The organism is Endozoicomonas elysicola (assembly GCF_000710775.1).
Taxonomy (GTDB): Bacteria; Pseudomonadota; Gammaproteobacteria; order Pseudomonadales; family Endozoicomonadaceae; genus Endozoicomonas; species Endozoicomonas elysicola.
Window position 1 is genome coordinate 5,504,633 of record NZ_JOJP01000001.1, and the last position, 17,775, is coordinate 5,522,407.

Annotated in this window: 14 protein-coding genes; 8 read left to right on the forward strand and 6 right to left on the reverse strand. The window is 45.9% G+C overall.

What is annotated here, in order from left to right; all coding sequences use genetic code 11:
- Position 1: 1 nt before the first annotated feature.
- Positions 2-814, forward strand: coding sequence for a heme ABC transporter ATP-binding protein (locus tag GV64_RS23115; protein WP_020582469.1), 813 nt, complete (start codon positions 2-4; stop codon positions 812-814).
- A 100-nt stretch (positions 815-914) separates the two neighbouring features.
- Here the strand turns inward: GV64_RS23115 and GV64_RS23120 are convergent, their stop codons facing one another.
- Positions 915-2,468, reverse strand: coding sequence for an ATP-binding protein (locus GV64_RS23120; protein ID WP_020582468.1), 1,554 nt, complete (start codon positions 2,466-2,468; stop codon positions 915-917).
- 448 nt (positions 2,469-2,916) lie between these two features.
- Between GV64_RS23120 and hutW the strand changes: the two genes are divergently transcribed.
- Together hutW and hutX are read left to right on the forward strand one after the other, a co-directional pair.
- On the forward strand, positions 2,917-4,296 hold the full coding sequence (gene hutW, locus GV64_RS23125; protein WP_020582467.1) for a heme anaerobic degradation radical SAM methyltransferase ChuW/HutW: 1,380 nt from the start codon (positions 2,917-2,919) through the stop codon (positions 4,294-4,296).
- On the forward strand, positions 4,293-4,793 hold the full coding sequence (gene hutX / locus GV64_RS23130) for a heme utilization cystosolic carrier protein HutX (RefSeq protein ID WP_020582466.1): 501 nt from the start codon (positions 4,293-4,295) through the stop codon (positions 4,791-4,793). Before hutW ends, hutX begins: the two co-directional genes overlap by 4 nt.
- Before the next feature lie 82 nt (positions 4,794-4,875).
- Here the strand turns inward: hutX and GV64_RS23135 are convergent, their stop codons facing one another.
- The 5 genes from GV64_RS23135 to GV64_RS23155 all read right to left on the reverse strand — a co-directional run bounded on the left by GV64_RS23135 (position 4,876) and on the right by GV64_RS23155 (position 10,264).
- Positions 4,876-6,060 (reverse strand): hypothetical protein, encoded by a 1,185-nt coding sequence (locus tag GV64_RS23135; RefSeq protein WP_020582465.1) that lies wholly within the window; start codon positions 6,058-6,060, stop codon positions 4,876-4,878.
- Positions 6,061-6,129: 69 nt separating this feature from the next.
- Entirely contained in the window at positions 6,130-7,227 is a 1,098-nt protein-coding gene (locus GV64_RS23140; RefSeq protein WP_020582464.1) for a DegT/DnrJ/EryC1/StrS family aminotransferase, read from the reverse strand.
- A gap of 62 nt (positions 7,228-7,289) precedes the next feature.
- Complete coding sequence (locus tag GV64_RS23145; RefSeq protein WP_020582463.1) at positions 7,290-8,234, reverse strand: Gfo/Idh/MocA family protein; 945 nt, start codon at positions 8,232-8,234, stop codon at positions 7,290-7,292.
- Between the two features lie 156 nt (positions 8,235-8,390).
- Entirely contained in the window at positions 8,391-8,774 is a 384-nt protein-coding gene (locus GV64_RS23150) for a DUF2541 family protein (protein WP_020582462.1), read from the reverse strand.
- A 143-nt stretch (positions 8,775-8,917) separates the two neighbouring features.
- Entirely contained in the window at positions 8,918-10,264 is a 1,347-nt protein-coding gene (locus tag GV64_RS23155; protein WP_020582461.1) for an NCS2 family permease, read from the reverse strand.
- Between the two features lie 291 nt (positions 10,265-10,555).
- On the opposite strand from GV64_RS23155, the gene xdhA reads away from it, so the two are divergent.
- The 5 genes from xdhA to GV64_RS23180 all read left to right on the forward strand — a co-directional run bounded on the left by xdhA (position 10,556) and on the right by GV64_RS23180 (position 17,774).
- Complete coding sequence (gene xdhA, locus GV64_RS23160; RefSeq protein WP_020582460.1) at positions 10,556-12,031, forward strand: xanthine dehydrogenase small subunit; 1,476 nt, start codon at positions 10,556-10,558, stop codon at positions 12,029-12,031.
- Positions 12,024-14,474 (forward strand): xanthine dehydrogenase molybdopterin binding subunit, encoded by a 2,451-nt coding sequence (gene xdhB, locus GV64_RS23165; RefSeq protein WP_020582459.1) that lies wholly within the window; start codon positions 12,024-12,026, stop codon positions 14,472-14,474. The genes xdhA and xdhB overlap by 8 nt, the downstream gene beginning before the upstream one ends.
- A 26-nt stretch (positions 14,475-14,500) precedes the next feature.
- Positions 14,501-15,343 carry a xanthine dehydrogenase accessory protein XdhC gene (gene xdhC, locus GV64_RS23170; RefSeq protein ID WP_020582458.1) on the forward strand — a complete coding sequence of 281 codons (843 nt, stop codon included), beginning with the start codon at positions 14,501-14,503 and terminating at the stop codon, positions 15,341-15,343.
- Between the two features lie 76 nt (positions 15,344-15,419).
- On the forward strand, positions 15,420-16,718 hold the full coding sequence (locus GV64_RS23175; protein ID WP_081622117.1) for a protein kinase domain-containing protein: 1,299 nt from the start codon (positions 15,420-15,422) through the stop codon (positions 16,716-16,718).
- 132 nt (positions 16,719-16,850) lie between these two features.
- Complete coding sequence (locus tag GV64_RS23180) at positions 16,851-17,774, forward strand: acyltransferase (RefSeq protein WP_034844501.1); 924 nt, start codon at positions 16,851-16,853, stop codon at positions 17,772-17,774.
- The last annotated feature ends 1 nt before the right edge of the window (position 17,775 follow it).

Genomic DNA, 17,775 nt, shown 5'->3' on the forward strand with positions numbered 1-17,775 from the left:
TATGGCACCTGGTATGGCGTCTGCTATAAAAAACACAGCAGTAAATACTCTGGAAGTTCAGGGAATCTCGGTCCAGATCGAAGGCAGGAGCCTGCTTCAGGACATTAACCTGACCCTGAAGCCTGGTGAAGTCGTTTCTGTACTTGGCCCAAACGGTGCCGGTAAAAGTACGTTGATGAAAGTCATCAGTGGCGAGAGAAAGCCCTCCAGTGGGGATGTACTGATTAATGGTCGGAATGACTGGCCATTGAATCATCAGGCGTTGATGCTGGGAGTATTGCCACAGTCATCATCACTGAGCTTTCCCTTTACTGTAGAAGAAGTGGTCCTGCTTGGCCGTATACCCTGTGCCAGTCATCATGATGAAAACCTGATGATTACCCGGGAGGCGCTTAAGAAAGTCGATGGCTTACACCTGAAGGATCGTCATTATACGACCCTTTCCGGTGGTGAACGTCAGCGTGTTCATATGGCGCGGGTTCTGGCACAGATCTGGGATGAGAGTCCTCATGGCCAGCGCTATTTGTTGCTTGATGAACCGACATCTGCATTGGACCCAGCCCATCAGCAGCTGACCCTGAAAATGGCAAGGCAAGAGGCGGACCAAGGTGTTGGTGTTCTGGTCATCATGCATGACCTGAATCTGGCCGCACGATATTCTGACCGGATTGTGATCCTCAAAGGCGGGAAAATGGCTGCAGAAGGCACACCTCATCAGGTACTGACACCAGAAACCATCGGCCAGGTGTTTGATATTGAGGTCAGCGTGTCAGACCACCCCGCTTACCATTGTCCGCTTGTGGTAAATCACTAACTGAGCTGTTCAAACTGATAAGGCTTGATGCTGAGACATCAAGCCTTATCAGAGTCTGTTGACGTTTCGTTGCAAGGTCCCGGCACTACAGAACAAAATACTAAGCCGCTTCAGCAGCAGACTGCCTATTCCTGTGATCCACCTCTTTCCCGGCAGGAGCCAGACTCTTTGGCCCAAGGCTATGAGCAAACCTCTCAAACACTTGGGATATATACTTTTCAAGAGAACGCAGCCCTGGATCGTCATCGGTTTCAATAAACTCGGAAATCATTTCAAGCCCGCTCTCAGGCAGAGTAAAGTCTGCAAATAGCTTGCCTGCAGACTGATAACGCCTCTCTTTATTTGGGATCATGATTTCAAAGGCAATTTTCTTTTTCGCTTCGGTATTGAACCCTTCAAATACAACTTTATCCAGCCTGGAAGCTATTGCTTCAAGCTCTGGATCATGGGTACTTAACTCATGAATATCCCGATTACCAGCAAGAATAATGGTATCAGGTAATCGCACTTCTGTTTTCAAATACGGGCTGTAATAAGAGCGGTTTGCCGGATCAAGCAGTTTCAACATAAATGACAGAACATCTTTACTTTTCTCATTTCCAGATATGAATAGCCGATCAAACTCATCAATCAACAGAATCTGGTTATGATGATTAACATCCTGACTCGAAGTTGTACGCGCAACAATCGCATCGAGAATTCTTCCTGCCTTGGCATCAGCACTTTCAAAAGGCGTACCGACAATATCATCAATACTGGCTCCATCCAAAGTGACTACCGCAAGGTTCGTCCCCATTGCTTCAGCAAGTTGCTTAGCCGCATAGGTTTTTCCCGTACCTGGTGCCCCTAAAAAATAGATCGGGTAATGACTGTCATAAATCGTTGAATCAGTCTGTTGATAAATCAGTTCAGAATGGGCAAACAGTTTCAATCTATCGGCTACGTGTGATGGATAATCCCGTAATACTTCATCAATTTTCTCCTCATCATACACCAACTCTTTAGAATAAAATGGAAGTCTCAATGCTTTATCAAGAATTTTTTGAAGCCGAGCTAGTGCTTCACTGCTTGGACTCCTCCAGAAGCTATAAAATAGCTCATCCTCTATATAATGTTGCGTGCGTTTATCCAGTAATTTCTTTTTGGCACCATAGGCTATAATCAAATTTTCTTCTGCAAGTTTCGGTGCAAAAATCCCATAATAAACGTTCATACCAAAGGGGATAGTTGTAGCTGCTGTTAACCCCACTCCTGCCCCTATACCCGCTGACATTAATATCCGAGTGAAAGCAGAAGAATGAAGCATATAATTGGAAATAGCGTCTTTGTAGGCATACGCAGTACCACCAACAATAAAAGCTACAGAATAAAAAGCAAGATAGGGTATTGATTCATATAGAGGGTACTCTCGTATCACCCAATCGTACTGACGCCTGGCTTCTGCACGCCCAGATTTTACCTGAGCCTCAATTGGCTGACCTGAGTGCCCTCCAGAAGCATTAAGGCGATCGAAAAATCGGTTATTTGCCATGTATTGTCTTAAATAGCTTATATGTAATTTATCAGGCGTCACCGCAGTTTCATCTGCCTGGACCATGGGAAACAAAATAATAGAAATTATAAGATAGATACCGAATTGCTTAAAAAGCTTCATTAATTACAACCTTATTCAATTAGAATGATTTACCATTCGGATAGACAACATTTAATTTATTAAGGTTCACAAAGAATACTTTTGAAATCCCCCATAAAGTAGGAAGATAGGTTATTGAAAAAAAAGCAACGAAACCAAAAATTCTAGTCAATTTTATTTATTAGTAAAAATAATAAACTGCATATCGGAATAAAAATGTTTTACAAAAAAACCAACAATTTCAGTTTACGTTAGTACAATTGTATTTCATACAAGCACGCCAGAAACAACTTGATATCACCTCACCTATTTAGCATCCAAAAAACGCAATCTCCTATCATGCAACCCCCATACCGCCAGCGGCAAACCGAAGTTTTACACCTGAATTTTGTTGATCTGTATCAATTGCGCACAACCGGATAAATACAAATAATAACGATTCTCATTTTTAAGTTAGAACGATCCAATTATGGTTGCCAGACACACCCTGGGTCCCGAGCTGACCGGGATATCATCCCCTGATCCACTGAAGTTTGCCTTTGCCGGCAAAAAGTCAGCCCATACCCAAAGCGGCTCCATCCCAGTTCCTGCCGAGCAGACTCAGGATGTATACCGGCAACTGATGGATAGCCCTGCAAACCCGAAACTGCTTACTAATGGTAAGCGGCTTGCCTATATCCATATCCCTTTTTGTCGCACTCATTGCTCTTATTGTGGTTTCTTTCAGAACACCACGAAGAAAGATGAAATAGCCCGTTATGTTGATTACCTGGAACGGGAAATCCGCATGTCGGCACAGGATGCCTGGACACAGGAAGGCCTGTTTCATGGAGTCTATTTTGGCGGTGGTACCCCCACGGATCTAACACCAGAACAGATTCTTCGTCTTGGCAATGCGGTTCGCGAATCCTTGCCGCTGGCAAATGACGTAGAAATAACCTTTGAAGGTCGTTTTCATGGCTTTGACAATGACAAAATTGCTGCCTGCCTGGAATCAGGGTTTAACCGATTCTCCCTGGGAGCACAGAGTTTTAATACAACATTGCGCCGTCGCATGAGCCGTATCGATTCCGGTGAATTTCTACTGGAACGGCTAGACTATTTTAACAGTCTGAATAACGCGGCAGTCGTCGTAGACCTGATGTTTGGTTTGCCTGGCCAAACCCTTGATGACTGGGAGCGGGACCTTTATACCTTTCTGCAATCCAAAGCTCATGGTGTAGACCTTTATCAATTGATTCTGCTGGGTTCCAGCCGAATGAAACAGTCCATTGAAAAAGGTTCCATGCCAGAGCCGGCAAGCTCACCGGAGCGCGCTGAAATGTTCCGTATGGGCGTTGAAACCCTGAGTTCCCATAGGGTGGGCCGACTGAGTGTCAGCCACTGGGGAAGAGATACCCGCGAGCGGAACATATATAACCACGGCGTAAAGTCTGGTGCCGAGATCATGCCTTTTGGTTCCGGTGCCGGTGGTAACTTTGCCGGACACAATGCCATGAGTCTTAGAGCCTTGCCGGCCTACTATGACGCGCTGGATGCCGGCAAAAAACCCATCATGATGATGAGTAAAGCAACAGGTAACAAACCGCTTCTGGGAACGATCGGCTCCGGATTTGACCGTGGCTGGCTGGAGATTGCCAAGCTTAACCATGCGGGTGGTGAAGGTATGAGTGACCACTGCATGCCTCTGTTCGAAGCATGGCAGGAAAACGGTCTGGCAACCATTCACCATGGCATTCTCGACCTGACGCTGCCAGGACAGTTCTGGAACGTCACCATGCACCAGGCACTGATTAATTTTCTTGAACAACATCCATTAGATGGACAAAACACGGAGAAAGCGGCATGACACTGGCCAAACAGGTGCAGGATATTCTGACTGAAAACCCAGCAATTTTATCGGCAGAAATTGCCAACCAGTTGAATGCCAGCGAACTGGAAATTATTCAGGTAATGCCTGCTGATATGGTGACATTAATCGATGCCAACCATTATCTGGATGTACTGCGAGACATCAAAACCTGGGGTGAACTGACTCTGGTGATTGATGTGGATGGTTCTATTTTTGAAATGGTCGGCCATTTTCCGAAAGGCGGTGAGAAGTTCGGCTACTACAACCTAAGTGATCGACGCACGCCTCTTAAAGGACACCTGAAGGTTGATAATGTTGCCGTTATCGCTGTGGTTAGCAAGCCATTCCATGGAGTAGAAACCCGTTCCGTTCAATTCCTGAGTAAGCAGGGGCGTATGCTGTTTAAAGTTTACCTGCGTAGGGATAAAGAGAAGAACTTCTTCCCTGAGCAACTGGAAAAGTTTGAAGCGTTGAAAAAGCTGGCTATAGCATAAGGCTGTCAAAAAACTACAACCACTGGCTCTTGCCAGTGGTTGTTCTGAATATTAAATCAGCTCAGGCATTTAACCACTGATATCACGTAGTAGATACATCAGTACTACTGCCAATCACTTGCTTTAGAGCTGCACTATAATGCTGATGACTATTTTCAATATAGAGCGTACTCTTGGCTGTTTTACTCACATAGATCTGCTCATCTTCCCAATAAGTAAAGCCTGCCTGTTGATTATAATCGCACCCTGCAATTAGTGTTAGATTGAGATCAAGCTCTTCTGCTAGAATTTTACCTTCAATATTATGTCGTCCCCAAAACTTACCTTTATCCTTTATTAAACATTTGTAACCATCGATAGAACTGTATGATGTAGACCCTAACTCTTCACCATTTTTCAAAATGGTTACTCTATACTTTTCTTTATCAGCAACCTCACATAACAAAGCTTTAAGAGCAAAATATGGAGAATATCCACTCTCTACCGGCTTTGCTTGCTCATCAATTTCTTCTTGGTATTTCTGTAATAAATCTTCTTTCATGTCAGGACTCAGCCCTTGCCATAATGCATCGTATAAACAATCTCCATCATCAATGGTAACTAGAATTAGATACTCACTTTTTTTATTAAATTCTTGTCTATAACAATTAAAAACCCCCTCCAAAACTGTTTTGCATTGTTCTTTATCTTTTAATATTAATTGCGAGCTGATTTCTTCATGCCTTGAAAAATAGTTTGGGAACCTGTTTTTGAGATCTTGGAATAATTTCACCTGAGACTCAAAACCCGAATCACCGGGTCTAAAGTAGTTAGCCTCAAAGCTTTTCAAAAAATCCATAGCGCTCAAATTATTTACTGATAAAACAAGTTTTTCTTCATATACACACTTTGAACCTTCGGGCATAATTCGATCGTAAGCTACTCCTCCTCTTGTCCTTGTTGTAATGAGGCCTTCTACTTCTTCAAAATTATGATTTCTACCTTTAAAATAATTATATGCTCTGCAACCAAAATAAGCCGTCTCTGCAATAAGAGTAAGGATTGGAAAAACAATATAAATGGCAGGACTTCTTTGCTGGATACCAATACCTGTACAAATACCACCAACAAGACAAATCCCTGATGCTGCCAGCTTCGACACAGTGCTGTGACTTTCCGATATAAAGAACCCTTTCCAGCTAGTCGCGGGACGAGACCGGTCAGCGCCAGTCTCTCTAATATCTATGATTGCAACTTCACTAGATCCCTCAATCCCGTTAGAGGGCATAAATAAACTCCTGCCATCTAAAATATTACTGAAATAGTTAAATAGCTTGATGCACACTCCACTACAGCATTAATGCATAGCTTTAACCAATACACCTACAACAGACTCAACCTGACCTCTGGTCATTCCCGGATATATAGGCAATGAAAGGCAGTGCTCAGACAATTGTTCACAAACCGGCAATTCATATTCACTGGCAAGTCCCGCCAGAGCCCTTTGCTTATTCAAAGGCAATGGGTAATAAATAGCACTGGAAACCCCCTTCCCGGCCAGACGCTTCTTGACCATATCTCTGCCAGAAGGCAAAACCACCGTAAATTGGTGATAGATATGCTCCTCTCGCTCTTCAGGACAAAGAATGTCTGTATCCTGCAGCAACTCACGATACCATTCAGCAATCTTTCTACGGTCGTTATTAAATTCTTCAATATATTGAAGCTTGATTCTTAACAAACCAGCCTGAATTTCATCCAGACGACTATTGTAGCCTGAGCACTCATGATAATACTGACATGCACTGCCATGATTTCGGAGCATCCGCACAGTTTCAGCTACCTGCAAGTCGCTGGTGATTACCAGTCCTCCATCACCAAAACCACCAAGATTCTTACTGGGAAAAAAGCTGAAAGCCCCCAGTAAACCATAGTTGCCTGTTTTTCGGGACTGATAGGAAGCACCAAAAGATTGAGCGCAATCTTCCAGCAACTTTAAACCGTGACGATCACAAACAGCCTGAATTTCATTAAGGGCAGCAGGCAAACCAAAAAGGTGGACAGCAAGAACAGCTCTACACCGGGAAGTAATACTGCGTTCCAGCTCTACGGGGTCAATATTGAACGTTTCGGAGTCTATATCGACCAGAACAGGTGTTGCCCCTACCTGCATAATGGCCTCGACAGTAGCAAAAAAGGTAAACCCTGTCGTTAATACCTCATCTCCAGGACCAATACCGGCAGCATGAAGAGACAAAACAAGCGCATCCGTACCATTAGCACAACTAATGGCATATTTAGCCCCCAAATACTGTGCAGCTTCCTGCTCAAAGGCTTCCACCTCTTCTCCCATGATAAAACGACCGCTACGCAACACCTGAACCGCTTTTTCTTCCAGCTTTTTCTGTATGGGACGATGCCATGCCAATACATCAACCATCGGTATTTTGTTCATACTTTTTGATTCATGGCTCCAATTATGCGGTGATAAATACTGGCTTCGGCTTTTACGTGCCGCTATAGACTCACACCTGTTTCAGCAATAATTTCAGAGATCTGATTTGCTGCATTCAACGCGTTTCTACCATCCTCACCACTGACTCTTGGCGGATTGGAAGCTTCAACACTCTGTAGGAAGTCTTCAATCTCCAGCTTCAGAGCGTCATTACCCTGGTAGCTCTGCTCATTGCACTCGATAACAGGGATCCCTGGATGCTGCTCTCCTTCCCCTTTAAAAAAATGGCTGACTTTTAGTTCCTGGAAATCAACACAGATACAGGAGCTCTTCTGAAAGATACGCATCTTTCTTTTGCTTTTCTGACTGATTCGGCTCGCCGTTACATTCGCAACACAACCACAGGCAAATGATAAGCGCGCCTGAGCAATATCAATGGTGTCAGATAAAACGGCACTTCCATTAGCCGCAATACCTATCAAAGGAGAGTCAACAATATTAAGAATGATATCCAGATCATGAATCATAAGATCCATAATGACATTGATATCCATGGATCGCGGTTTGAATGAAGCCAAACGGTGAGACTCAATAAATCGAGGTTGTTTGACTTTATCAGAGACACTGCCTAGCGCAGCGTTGTAACGTTCAAGAAAGCCAACCTGAAGAATCAGCTGTTTTTCTCGAGCCAGTCTAATCATTTCCTCTGCCTGTGATAAATTGCTGGCTATTGGTTTTTCTACCAACACGTGCACACCGGCTTTTAAAAAATCACGGGCAATGGTGTGATGCATGACCGTTGGCACTACAACACTTACCGCATCTACCTGGCCAATCAGGTCTCTGTAGTCCCTGAAATAATGGGTGTTGCAATCACTGGCCACTCGCTGGCCACAAATCTCATTAATATCAGCCACACCGACCAGGTGACTGGACGCTAATCGGGCATATTTCTCAGCGTGGAATCTGCCAAGATAGCCCGCTCCGATGACTGCCGTTCGTAGCATGCACTTCCATCACTAATTGGTGGATAGAAGCAGTAAAGATAGACAGAAATCATAGTTCTGCTAGCGATTTTATATGGATAGCTGAAAAGAGGGTTCATTGAAAATAAAAAAGGCAGCAAGAAATGCTGCCTGGAAAGCACTGTTTTTGTAAAGAAATCAGCTACGCTTACCGTAAACTTTTACTTCAGCGTACTTATGGCCACCGATAGCGGTTTTGTAGTCCATCTCGATCTTGTTGATAATGCGATCACCATCAATCAGACGATATGGCAGTGAACGCTTGCCTTTGTGCAGACGCTTGTTGATGTGGATAGTCTGTGACTTGCCATTGCCAAAGACAACTTTGATTTTCTTCATGAAAATCGGAGCTCTGTCCACTTTGAATGCGATAGTGTCGTACTTACCCTTGAAGCCACTAACATGGATTACATCCTGTTCGCTCTGAAAAGAAACACGACGCTCACCGAGCTTTTTCCAGTCATCGGCCATAACGCCAAAGCTCAGCACACTCATCAACACTAAGGAAAAAAGCTTTTTCATGGTATTTATGATCCACTCTAATTCATATAAAAATCCGAGCGGATATTAAGGTAAAGAACCACTATATCCCTAGTCAGTAGACACCAATAAAAATGACGGAATATCGCTATCCGTTATGCGATATTCCTTAACAGCCAATGAAATCAAATACCGAAGAACGTAAATTTCAGCACAAACAGCGTTGCTAATATCCACACACTGATACTGACTTCACTGGCCCTGCCTGCCAGCAGTTTTACCAGAGGATAAGCAATAAAACCGAGGGCAATGCCATTAGCAATAGAGAAGCTCAGTGGCATCATGATGGCGGTAATCAGTACCGGGCCAGCTTCAGTCAAATCATTCCAGTCAATATTCGCAAGGCTACCGGCCATCAATACTGCGACATAAATCAGGGCTCCTGCGGTTGCATAGGCTGGAACCATCGCCGCCAATGGCGAAAGAAACATACAAAGCAGAAACAACACTCCTACAGTGACGGCTACCAGACCTGTTCGACCGCCTGCAGCCACACCTGATGCACTCTCTACATAGGAGGTAACCGTCGGTGTTCCCACCAGCGCTCCAGCCCAGGAAGCGGTTCCGTCTGTAATCATCGCCCGGTTCATATTTTGCATCTTGCCATTCTGATCAGCCAGGCCAGCTTTATCGCCAACAGCAATCAATGTTCCAGTGGTATCAAACAGATTCACAAACATGAAAGCCACAATAACACCCAGCATCTCCGGTTTCAGGGCACCCATAATATCCAGCTTGCCAACCACAGGTTCAAGGCTGGGCGGTGCAGAGTATATTCCCTGAAAGGCGATATCTCCGGCCATAAGGCCTATTCCCGAGACAACAACAATGGCTAACAGCACGGCAGCTTTAAAGCCACGGTAAGCCAGACCCAGAATCAACAGAAGGCTCAGACAGGCCATCACAGGGCTGAACTGCGTAATATCACCCAGCGTGATAATGGTCCCCGGGCTGGCAACCACAATACCGGCGTTTTTCAGACCAATCAGAGCGAGGAAAAGGCCGATACCTGCAGTAATACCCACTCGCAGCCCCTTCGGAATGCTGTCAATAATCCACTCACGGACTTTAAACAGGCTCAGCAGCATGAACCCAATACCACCCCAGAAAACAGCGCCCATGGCCTGTTCCCATGAGTAACCCATTCCCAGAACAACGGCATAGGCAAAGAAAGCATTCAAGCCCATACCGGGAGCGAGGCCTACCGGCCAGTTGGCATACAGGCCAATAGCGATGGAACTTAAACCTGCGACAAGGCAGGTAGCCGCAAACAAGGCGCCTTTATCCATTCCTGCATCGGACAGCATGCCCGGTATCACAAACACCACGTAACACATGGTAATAAAGGTGGTGAAACCGGCCACCAGCTCTGTTTTTACCGTTGTATTATGAGCTTTAAGCTTGAACAGCCGATCCAGAAACGCTGGCTTATCATCTGCCGATGATAGTGACTTCGTATCCACTGAGTTCATAGAAACTTCCAGTCCTGTATTTTTTATTTTTTATGCTCTGCGCATTGAGGATTTTTTATCCAGCCTGGCAAGACTAACAAGTTGATCTGAATCAATGCAAATTTCTGACTTTATGGTCAACAAAATTCACAGCTGATCCCTTGCTATTTTCCTGACCAGATAGTCAAATTAATAAAAAGTAAAAAGCTGGAAATGTCATACAGCCTATCTAACGAAAGCTTCAACGAGCTGTCATGGCATTCTCGTCATAGAAAGTCATAATAAAAAGAATGAAAAAGGGACATTGCCATCGTGATTCGCTTTCTTCTAAACGATCGGCTCGTCGTAGTTGAGGACACCGCTTCAGACACCACGGTTCTTGATTATCTTCGAGGCAATACTGAAACGAGCTCTTCAAAGCCTGTGGCTGATGAAAAGCGTACTGGAACCAAAGAGGGCTGCTGCTCGGGTGACTGTGGCGCATGCACCGTTGTGGTCGGTGAGCCAGAAGGTGGACAGCTGAAATACAAGACTATGAACGCCTGTATTGCCCTGATGCCTTCGCTTCATGGTAAGCAGCTACTGACGGTAGAAGATCTTGCAGGCTCTCACGAGGCCGACCAGCAAATTAAAAAGGGTGAGTTGCACCCTGTACAGCAGGCACTGGTTGATCACCATGGATCCCAATGTGGCTTCTGCACACCGGGCATTGTGATGTCGTTGTTTGCTCTTCACCATGAAAGTGCAGAAGACAAACCCGATGTTCTTGAAGCCCTTGGTGGAAACCTGTGCCGGTGCACCGGCTACCGCCCCCTGGTTGATGCGGCTAACAGCCTGGCCAATGCTCAACCAGATGATGAGTTTTTCAGAAACCGTGAGGAAACCCTGTCCAAGCTACAAACCATAGAGCAGCAAGGCAGTGTGAATGGTAACGGTGCATGTATTCCTGCCAGTGAAGATGAGCTCGCACAGTATCTGTTGGATAACCCTGACGCCAGAATTCTGGCCGGTGGTACCGATCTTGGGCTCGATGTAACCCAGCAACTGAAGAAAATTGAAAAACTGGTCTCCGTTAAGAATATTCCTTCTCTGCAGACCATTCATGAAGATAACAATGAACTGGTAATTGGCTCTGCGGTCACTTATCGGAGCATAAAGTCCATATTTACAAAGTACTATCCTGAGTTTGCTCAAATGCTGGATCGGCTGGGCTCCCAGCAGATACGTAATCAGGGAACCCTGGGTGGCAACATCGGCAACGCCTCACCCATAGGCGACACGCCTCCTGTTTTATTGGCTCTTGATGCGTCTCTGGATCTTCGTTACGGAGATAACATCAGGAATATCCCGCTTAACCAGTTTTTCCTGGATTACAAAAAGACCGAACTTACCTCGGGTGAATACATTGCCCGAATTCGTATTCCCAAAAAACCTCACCAGCTAAAAGTTTATAAACTCAGTAAGCGCTATGGTGATGATATCTCTACCGTCCTTGCCGCGATTAATCTGGAGACCAATGGTGATGGTCAAATAACAAGGGCAAGAGTGGCGTTGGGCGGCATGGCGGCCATTCCCAAGCGAGCGGAATTGTGTGAGCAGATTTTAACCGGATCACCACTGAATAACGAAACGCTCAGCCGGGCAAAAGCAGCTATCCGTCAGGAGTTCAAACCCATGTCGGATGTTCGGGCCAGCAGCGAGTACCGCCTTGAAGCTGCCTGTAATTTGCTGGAGCGTTATTTTATGGAACTGTCTGGCCAGAATGTAAGGATTATCTGTCATGCGTAAACTACCGGATCTGGCCAGTGAACTGAAACAGACTCATAAGCTCGATGGCAGCCCTGAGTTCAATGACAGCCATGAGCTGACGAACAGCCCTGAACTGATCATGAGCAAAGAAACTGAAACTCCGATTTCGGCTGACGAGCGTCACGCTCTTCACATGAGCGGAAACCGTTCAGCTAAACACGACAGTGCTCACCTTCATGTGACTGGTAAAGCACTCTATATTGATGATCGCCCGGAAATGGCCAACCAGCTGCACGCAGGATTTGGTCTTTCGACAGAAGCCCATGCAGAGATCATCAGTATTAATTTTGATGAAGTATGGAATACTCCCGGTGTTGTGGCTGTCATAACCGCAGAAGACATTCCGGGTCACAAAGATATCGGCCCTGTTTTTCCGGGAGACATGCTGCTGGCTGAAGGCCGGGTGGATTATATTGGACAACCGATTTTTGCAGTGGCAGCAACTTCCCATAAAGCCGCAAAAAGAGCCGCTCGAAAAGCCGTTATTGAATATCGCGCACTTGAAGCAATTCTAGGTATCGATCAGGCCATGGAACAAAACTCGTTTGTTCGGCCTGACCACACCATGAAGAAAGGCGATGCCAGACAGGCCATCAGTCATGCCGATCACCAGCTGTCAGGACAGATGTCGAACGGTGGCCAGGAACATTTCTACCTGGAAGGGCAAATCGCCAGTGTTATTCCCCAGGAAGATGGTCAGCTTCATGTATACACGTCAAGCCAGCACCCTTCTGAGGTTCAGAAACTGGTCGCTGAAGTCATCGGCGTACCGCTGAGTAAAGTAGTGGCCGACGTCCGTCGCATGGGCGGCGGTTTTGGAGGTAAAGAAACCCAGGCAGCGGCCCCGGCCTGTATTGCCGCGCTTCTGGCAGTAAAAACCGGCAGACCGGTCAAGTTTCGAGTTGATCGACAGCAGGATATGGTGTCTACCGGTAAGCGTCACCCTTTTCGCCATCGCTATAACGTCGGTTTTGATCAGGAAGGCATGCTGGAAGGTGTTGATATCGAACTGGCCGGTGATGCCGGACACTCTCCGGACCTGACCGACGCCATTGTCGACCGGGCCATGTTCCACTCAGATAATGCCTATTATCTGAATAACGCTACCGTGATCGGTCATCGCTGCCGAACCAATACCGCATCAAACACAGCCTTCAGAGGCTTTGGTGGGCCTCAGGGCATGCTGGTCATTGAACGGATTATGGACGACATTGCACGCTCAACTGGTCTGGACCCTCTGGAGGTTCGCAAGAGAAACCTCTATGGCATTACGGAACGGAACACTACTCATTATCACCAGCGGGTAGAACATAACGTACTGCATGATGTTATCGGTAAGCTGGAAGAAAGCTCTGACTACTGGCAACGAAGAGAAGCAATCAGCACCTTCAACCAGCAGAGCCCGGTACTGAAAAAAGGACTGGCTTTGACACCGGTAAAGTTTGGTATCTCTTTTACCGCGAAACACCTGAACCAAGCCGGTGCTCTTGTCCATGTCTATACCGATGGCAGTATTCAGATCAACCATGGCGGAACAGAGATGGGCCAGGGTCTCTACACCAAAGTCGCCCAGATCGTAGCCAACGAGTTCGGCGTTTCTCTTGAACTGGTTCAGGTCACGTCGACCCGCACCGATAAAGTACCCAACACTTCACCCACCGCGGCATCCAGTGGCTCGGACCTTAATGGCAAGGCAGCACAGGATGCCTGTCAGAAAATTCGGGATCGTCTGATCGAGTTTGCTGTTGAGCACTATGGTGTTTCAGATCAGGAAGTTTCATTCCATGATAACGAAGTCCATCTGGGTGAACGTCAAATGCCGTTTGAAGGCTTTATTCAGGCCGCTTATCTGAACCGTATCTCTTTATCCAGCAGTGGTTTCTACAGCACTCCGGAAATTCACTACGATCGGGAAACAGCCAGTGGTCGGCCTTTCTATTACTTTGCCTGCGGGGCTTCCGTTTCAGAAGTGACAGTGGATACTCTGACGGGAGAGTACAAGGTTGATCGAGTGGACATTCTTCATGATGTGGGTCACTCACTGAACCCGGCCATTGACCAGGGGCAGATTGAAGGTGGTTTTATCCAGGGCATGGGCTGGATGACAACTGAAGAACTGGTATGGGACGACAGCGGACGTTTACTGAGCAACAACCCTGCTACCTATAAAATCCCAACCATTGAAGATATACCACCGGTATTTAATGTTGAGCTGTTCCAGCAGGCGAACCCGAAGCACACGATCTATCACTCAAAGGCGGTCGGTGAGCCCCCATTTATGCTGGGTATGTCGGTGTGGTGTGCTATTCGGGATGCTGTCTCCAGCCTTGCTGATTATCAGGTAAATCCACAAATTGATGTGCCTGCCACCCCGGAAAGGGTATTGACGGCAGTCACATCCATAAAAAATGCAGTGCTATAAAAAGACCGATGTGAGAGGGACAGAGTATGTGGATTGACGCATTGGCCAATCTTCAGAAAACCGGTGAGTCTGGAGTACTGGTTACCATTCTGGGTTCAGCAGGCTCTGCCCCCAGAAAGTCCGGTAGTAAAATGCTAGTCACTGCTGACCAGTGCTTTGATACCATCGGTGGCGGGCAGCTGGAGTTTCTGTTGATCCAGAAAGCCCGGGAGCTGCTGCTTAATGATCATTCAGAGCCGGTTCTGGAACACTTCCCTCTTGGCCCCAAACTCGGGCAGTGCTGTGGTGGCAGCGTCAGTGCGCTGCTGGAACCCATCACCACCTGTGGTTTTCGAATCGCTCTGTTTGGCGCCGGCCATGTTGGTCATGCACTGGTGAATGTTCTGGCTCCTCTGGATTGCCAGATTACCTGGATCGACAGCAGAGCAGAGCTGTTTCCAGAGGAGATACCGGGAAATGTCCAGATCTGTATCAGCGATCAGCCAGAGCTGGAGGTCGACAACCTGCCAGAGGGTACGTTTTTTCTGGTCGTCACTCACAACCACCAGCTGGACTTTGCCATTACGGAAGCAACGCTGAAATATGACAAGAGTCGTTGGCTGGGAGTGATTGGCTCAGAAACCAAGGCAAAGCGTTTTCGTCAACGACTGGAACACAGAGGTTGTTTTTCACAAGCTGAAATTGATCATATGCATTGCCCGGTTGGACTGGAGAGTGTTGGTGGCCGAAAACCGGCTGAAATAGCCATTGCTATTGCGGCTGAAATTCTGGCCGTACAAAATGGAAACAGGGGTGAAAAGAATAAAAAGCGGGAAGGCATTGCCTGGCAAGATATAAAAAAATTAATCACTCATAAAGTTGCAATATGAGATTTGCCTACTTACATCCCTGTCCTTGAACTTTTGGTATTGGCGGCAGTCAATAGCTTTGTATAAAAAATCAAAGATGGAAAAGATGTTAACTTACCTTCAAGCAGTACTTCCCCAAACTTCTCAACATGTAAGTACAGCTGAACAAGTCGGGGTTGTTACCGGTCTGGGTGCCAGTCTTGCTTGCTGTTATTGCTTCGGGCTTAAAAGAGAGGCATCTGCCGCTCTTTGCCTTACCGGAATAGTTGTTGGTAGAGTGGGGGGAGATTGGGTTGATAAGAAAATCATTAACTATGATGTAAAACCAGTCACGCCCTCCACTACTGAAACACTTAGCAACCTTTTACCTAACGACCTCGATCTTGACTTCAGTTTTATCAACACCAGGGAGCAGGTAGAAAAGCTTCTTCAATTAACACCTGCACCCGCCTCAACACCAGTTCCCCCGGGCACTCAAGGTTATGTTAGCAAGTGGTTGGATGCTCGAGGAGAGGCTTACGCAGTAAAAATTTTAAAGCCGATTAAAGAAAATGCACAATGGCTTACGCCCCAGAGAGGTGAAGCAGTTGCCGTGGGATTGCCTGAGCACCCAAATGTTATTGCCCCCAAACATATTATTCTGAGAAATAATATTGATAAAAAATACTATTCTGTCAGTAACCAAAGTGATTTGCCCGCTGCCGATGAAAGTTCATATCAAGTTATGGCTATCATTTCTCGCTGGTGTGTGGGTAAAGACCTGTTTGAACAAGATGAAAAACCCTCTTTAGCATTTGCTAAGCGTGTTGGGAGAGACGTGCTGAAAGCCATTGAGCACATTCACTTAAACAAACGTATACATAGAGACATAAAAACAGAAAATATTTTAAAAACTTCAACCGGATTTGCATTGACCGATTTCGGTCTTGCTCGTTACCTTGATGAAGGAACAAACGCAACGACACCATGTGGAACGGCTCACCAACTAGCTCCAGAATTTCACAGTCGAGAAGCTGAGTGCAAATATGGTGCTGGCTATGATTTATGGCAATTTGGTATTCTTATGTTAGAACTGGCTACAGGCTGGACACCAGAACACTACACCGATTATCCCGAGTATGCTCGTACTGTCAAAGAAACAAAGCAGAGTGTTCAAAATTTAACCGACCTGTCCGATGAGCAGAAGGCTGATAAAGCAAGACAAACGATTGCTCTGAAGAATGTGTTCGAATTTAATAGTCTGACTAATGATCAAAGAAAGAATTATATAGTTACTCGGTTCGGGAAGACGTTAGGTGAAAGCCCTGACTTTCAAAGCTTGATACTTAAGCTGTTGACCACAGAAAAGGACAGACTGAGCCTTGATCAGGTCAAATCGGATTTTGCTAAATTGTAATGAGGAATTAGTGCACCACGGATCTGTCTGACAGGCTAAATTGATAGGATCACCCAACCCTATTGAATCACTGACAACTACACACGTAGAATGCCAAATCAAACTGATTAAAAATAAATAAGAATCTTGGCTATGCTCACTTTTCTGCCGCTATGGGCTCGTGGTATCTGCTCGGCACTATTACTTGCTTTTAATACTCTCGTTTTGTGTATCCCGCTGCTTCTATTCAGCCTCAGTCGTTTTTTAATCCCCATAAAGTCATGGCACAAATTATGTACCCGTATATGCATCGCTATTGCTGAATGCTGGATCAGTATCAACAGTGGTTGGATGAAACTCACTCGCCCTATGCTGTGGCAGGTTGAAGGCCTGGAAAGCCTCAAGAAAGATGAATGGTATCTTGTAACGTGCAATCACCAGTCGTGGGCAGATATTTTTATTGTTCAGCACCTGCTGAACCGCAGAATTCCCATGCTGAAATTCTTCCTGAAGCAGCAGCTGATCTGGGTCCCCGTCATCGGTTTATGTTGGTGGGCGCTGGACTTCCCTTTTATGAAGCGCTATTCACGAGCCTATCTGGAAAAGTACCCGGAGAAACGCGGTGAAGATCTTAAGGCCACCCAGAAAGCCTGTGAAAAATTCCGGGATGTTCCTGTATCAGTTTTTAACTTTATGGAAGGAACCCGATTCACAGATAACAAGCACAGACAACAAAAGTCACCTTTTCAATACCTGCTAAAACCACGAGCCGGTGGCGCTGGTTTTGTGCTTGGAGCAATGGGGCAACAGCTGCGCACATTGATTAATATCACCATTGTGTACCAGGATGGGGTCCCATCATTCTGGGATTTCCTCTGTGGCAGAGATGACAAGATCAGAGTAAAAATTGAAAAACAGGAAATCTCTGACGCTTATCTTGGCAGAGATTACAGTAATGACGAGGAGTTCCGTGATCAGTGTCAACACTGGGTGAATGAGCTATGGACTCAAAAGGATCAATTGATCCTATCGATAAAGGAAAACCATACAAGAGAAGAGACTGCTGAGCATGTATAAA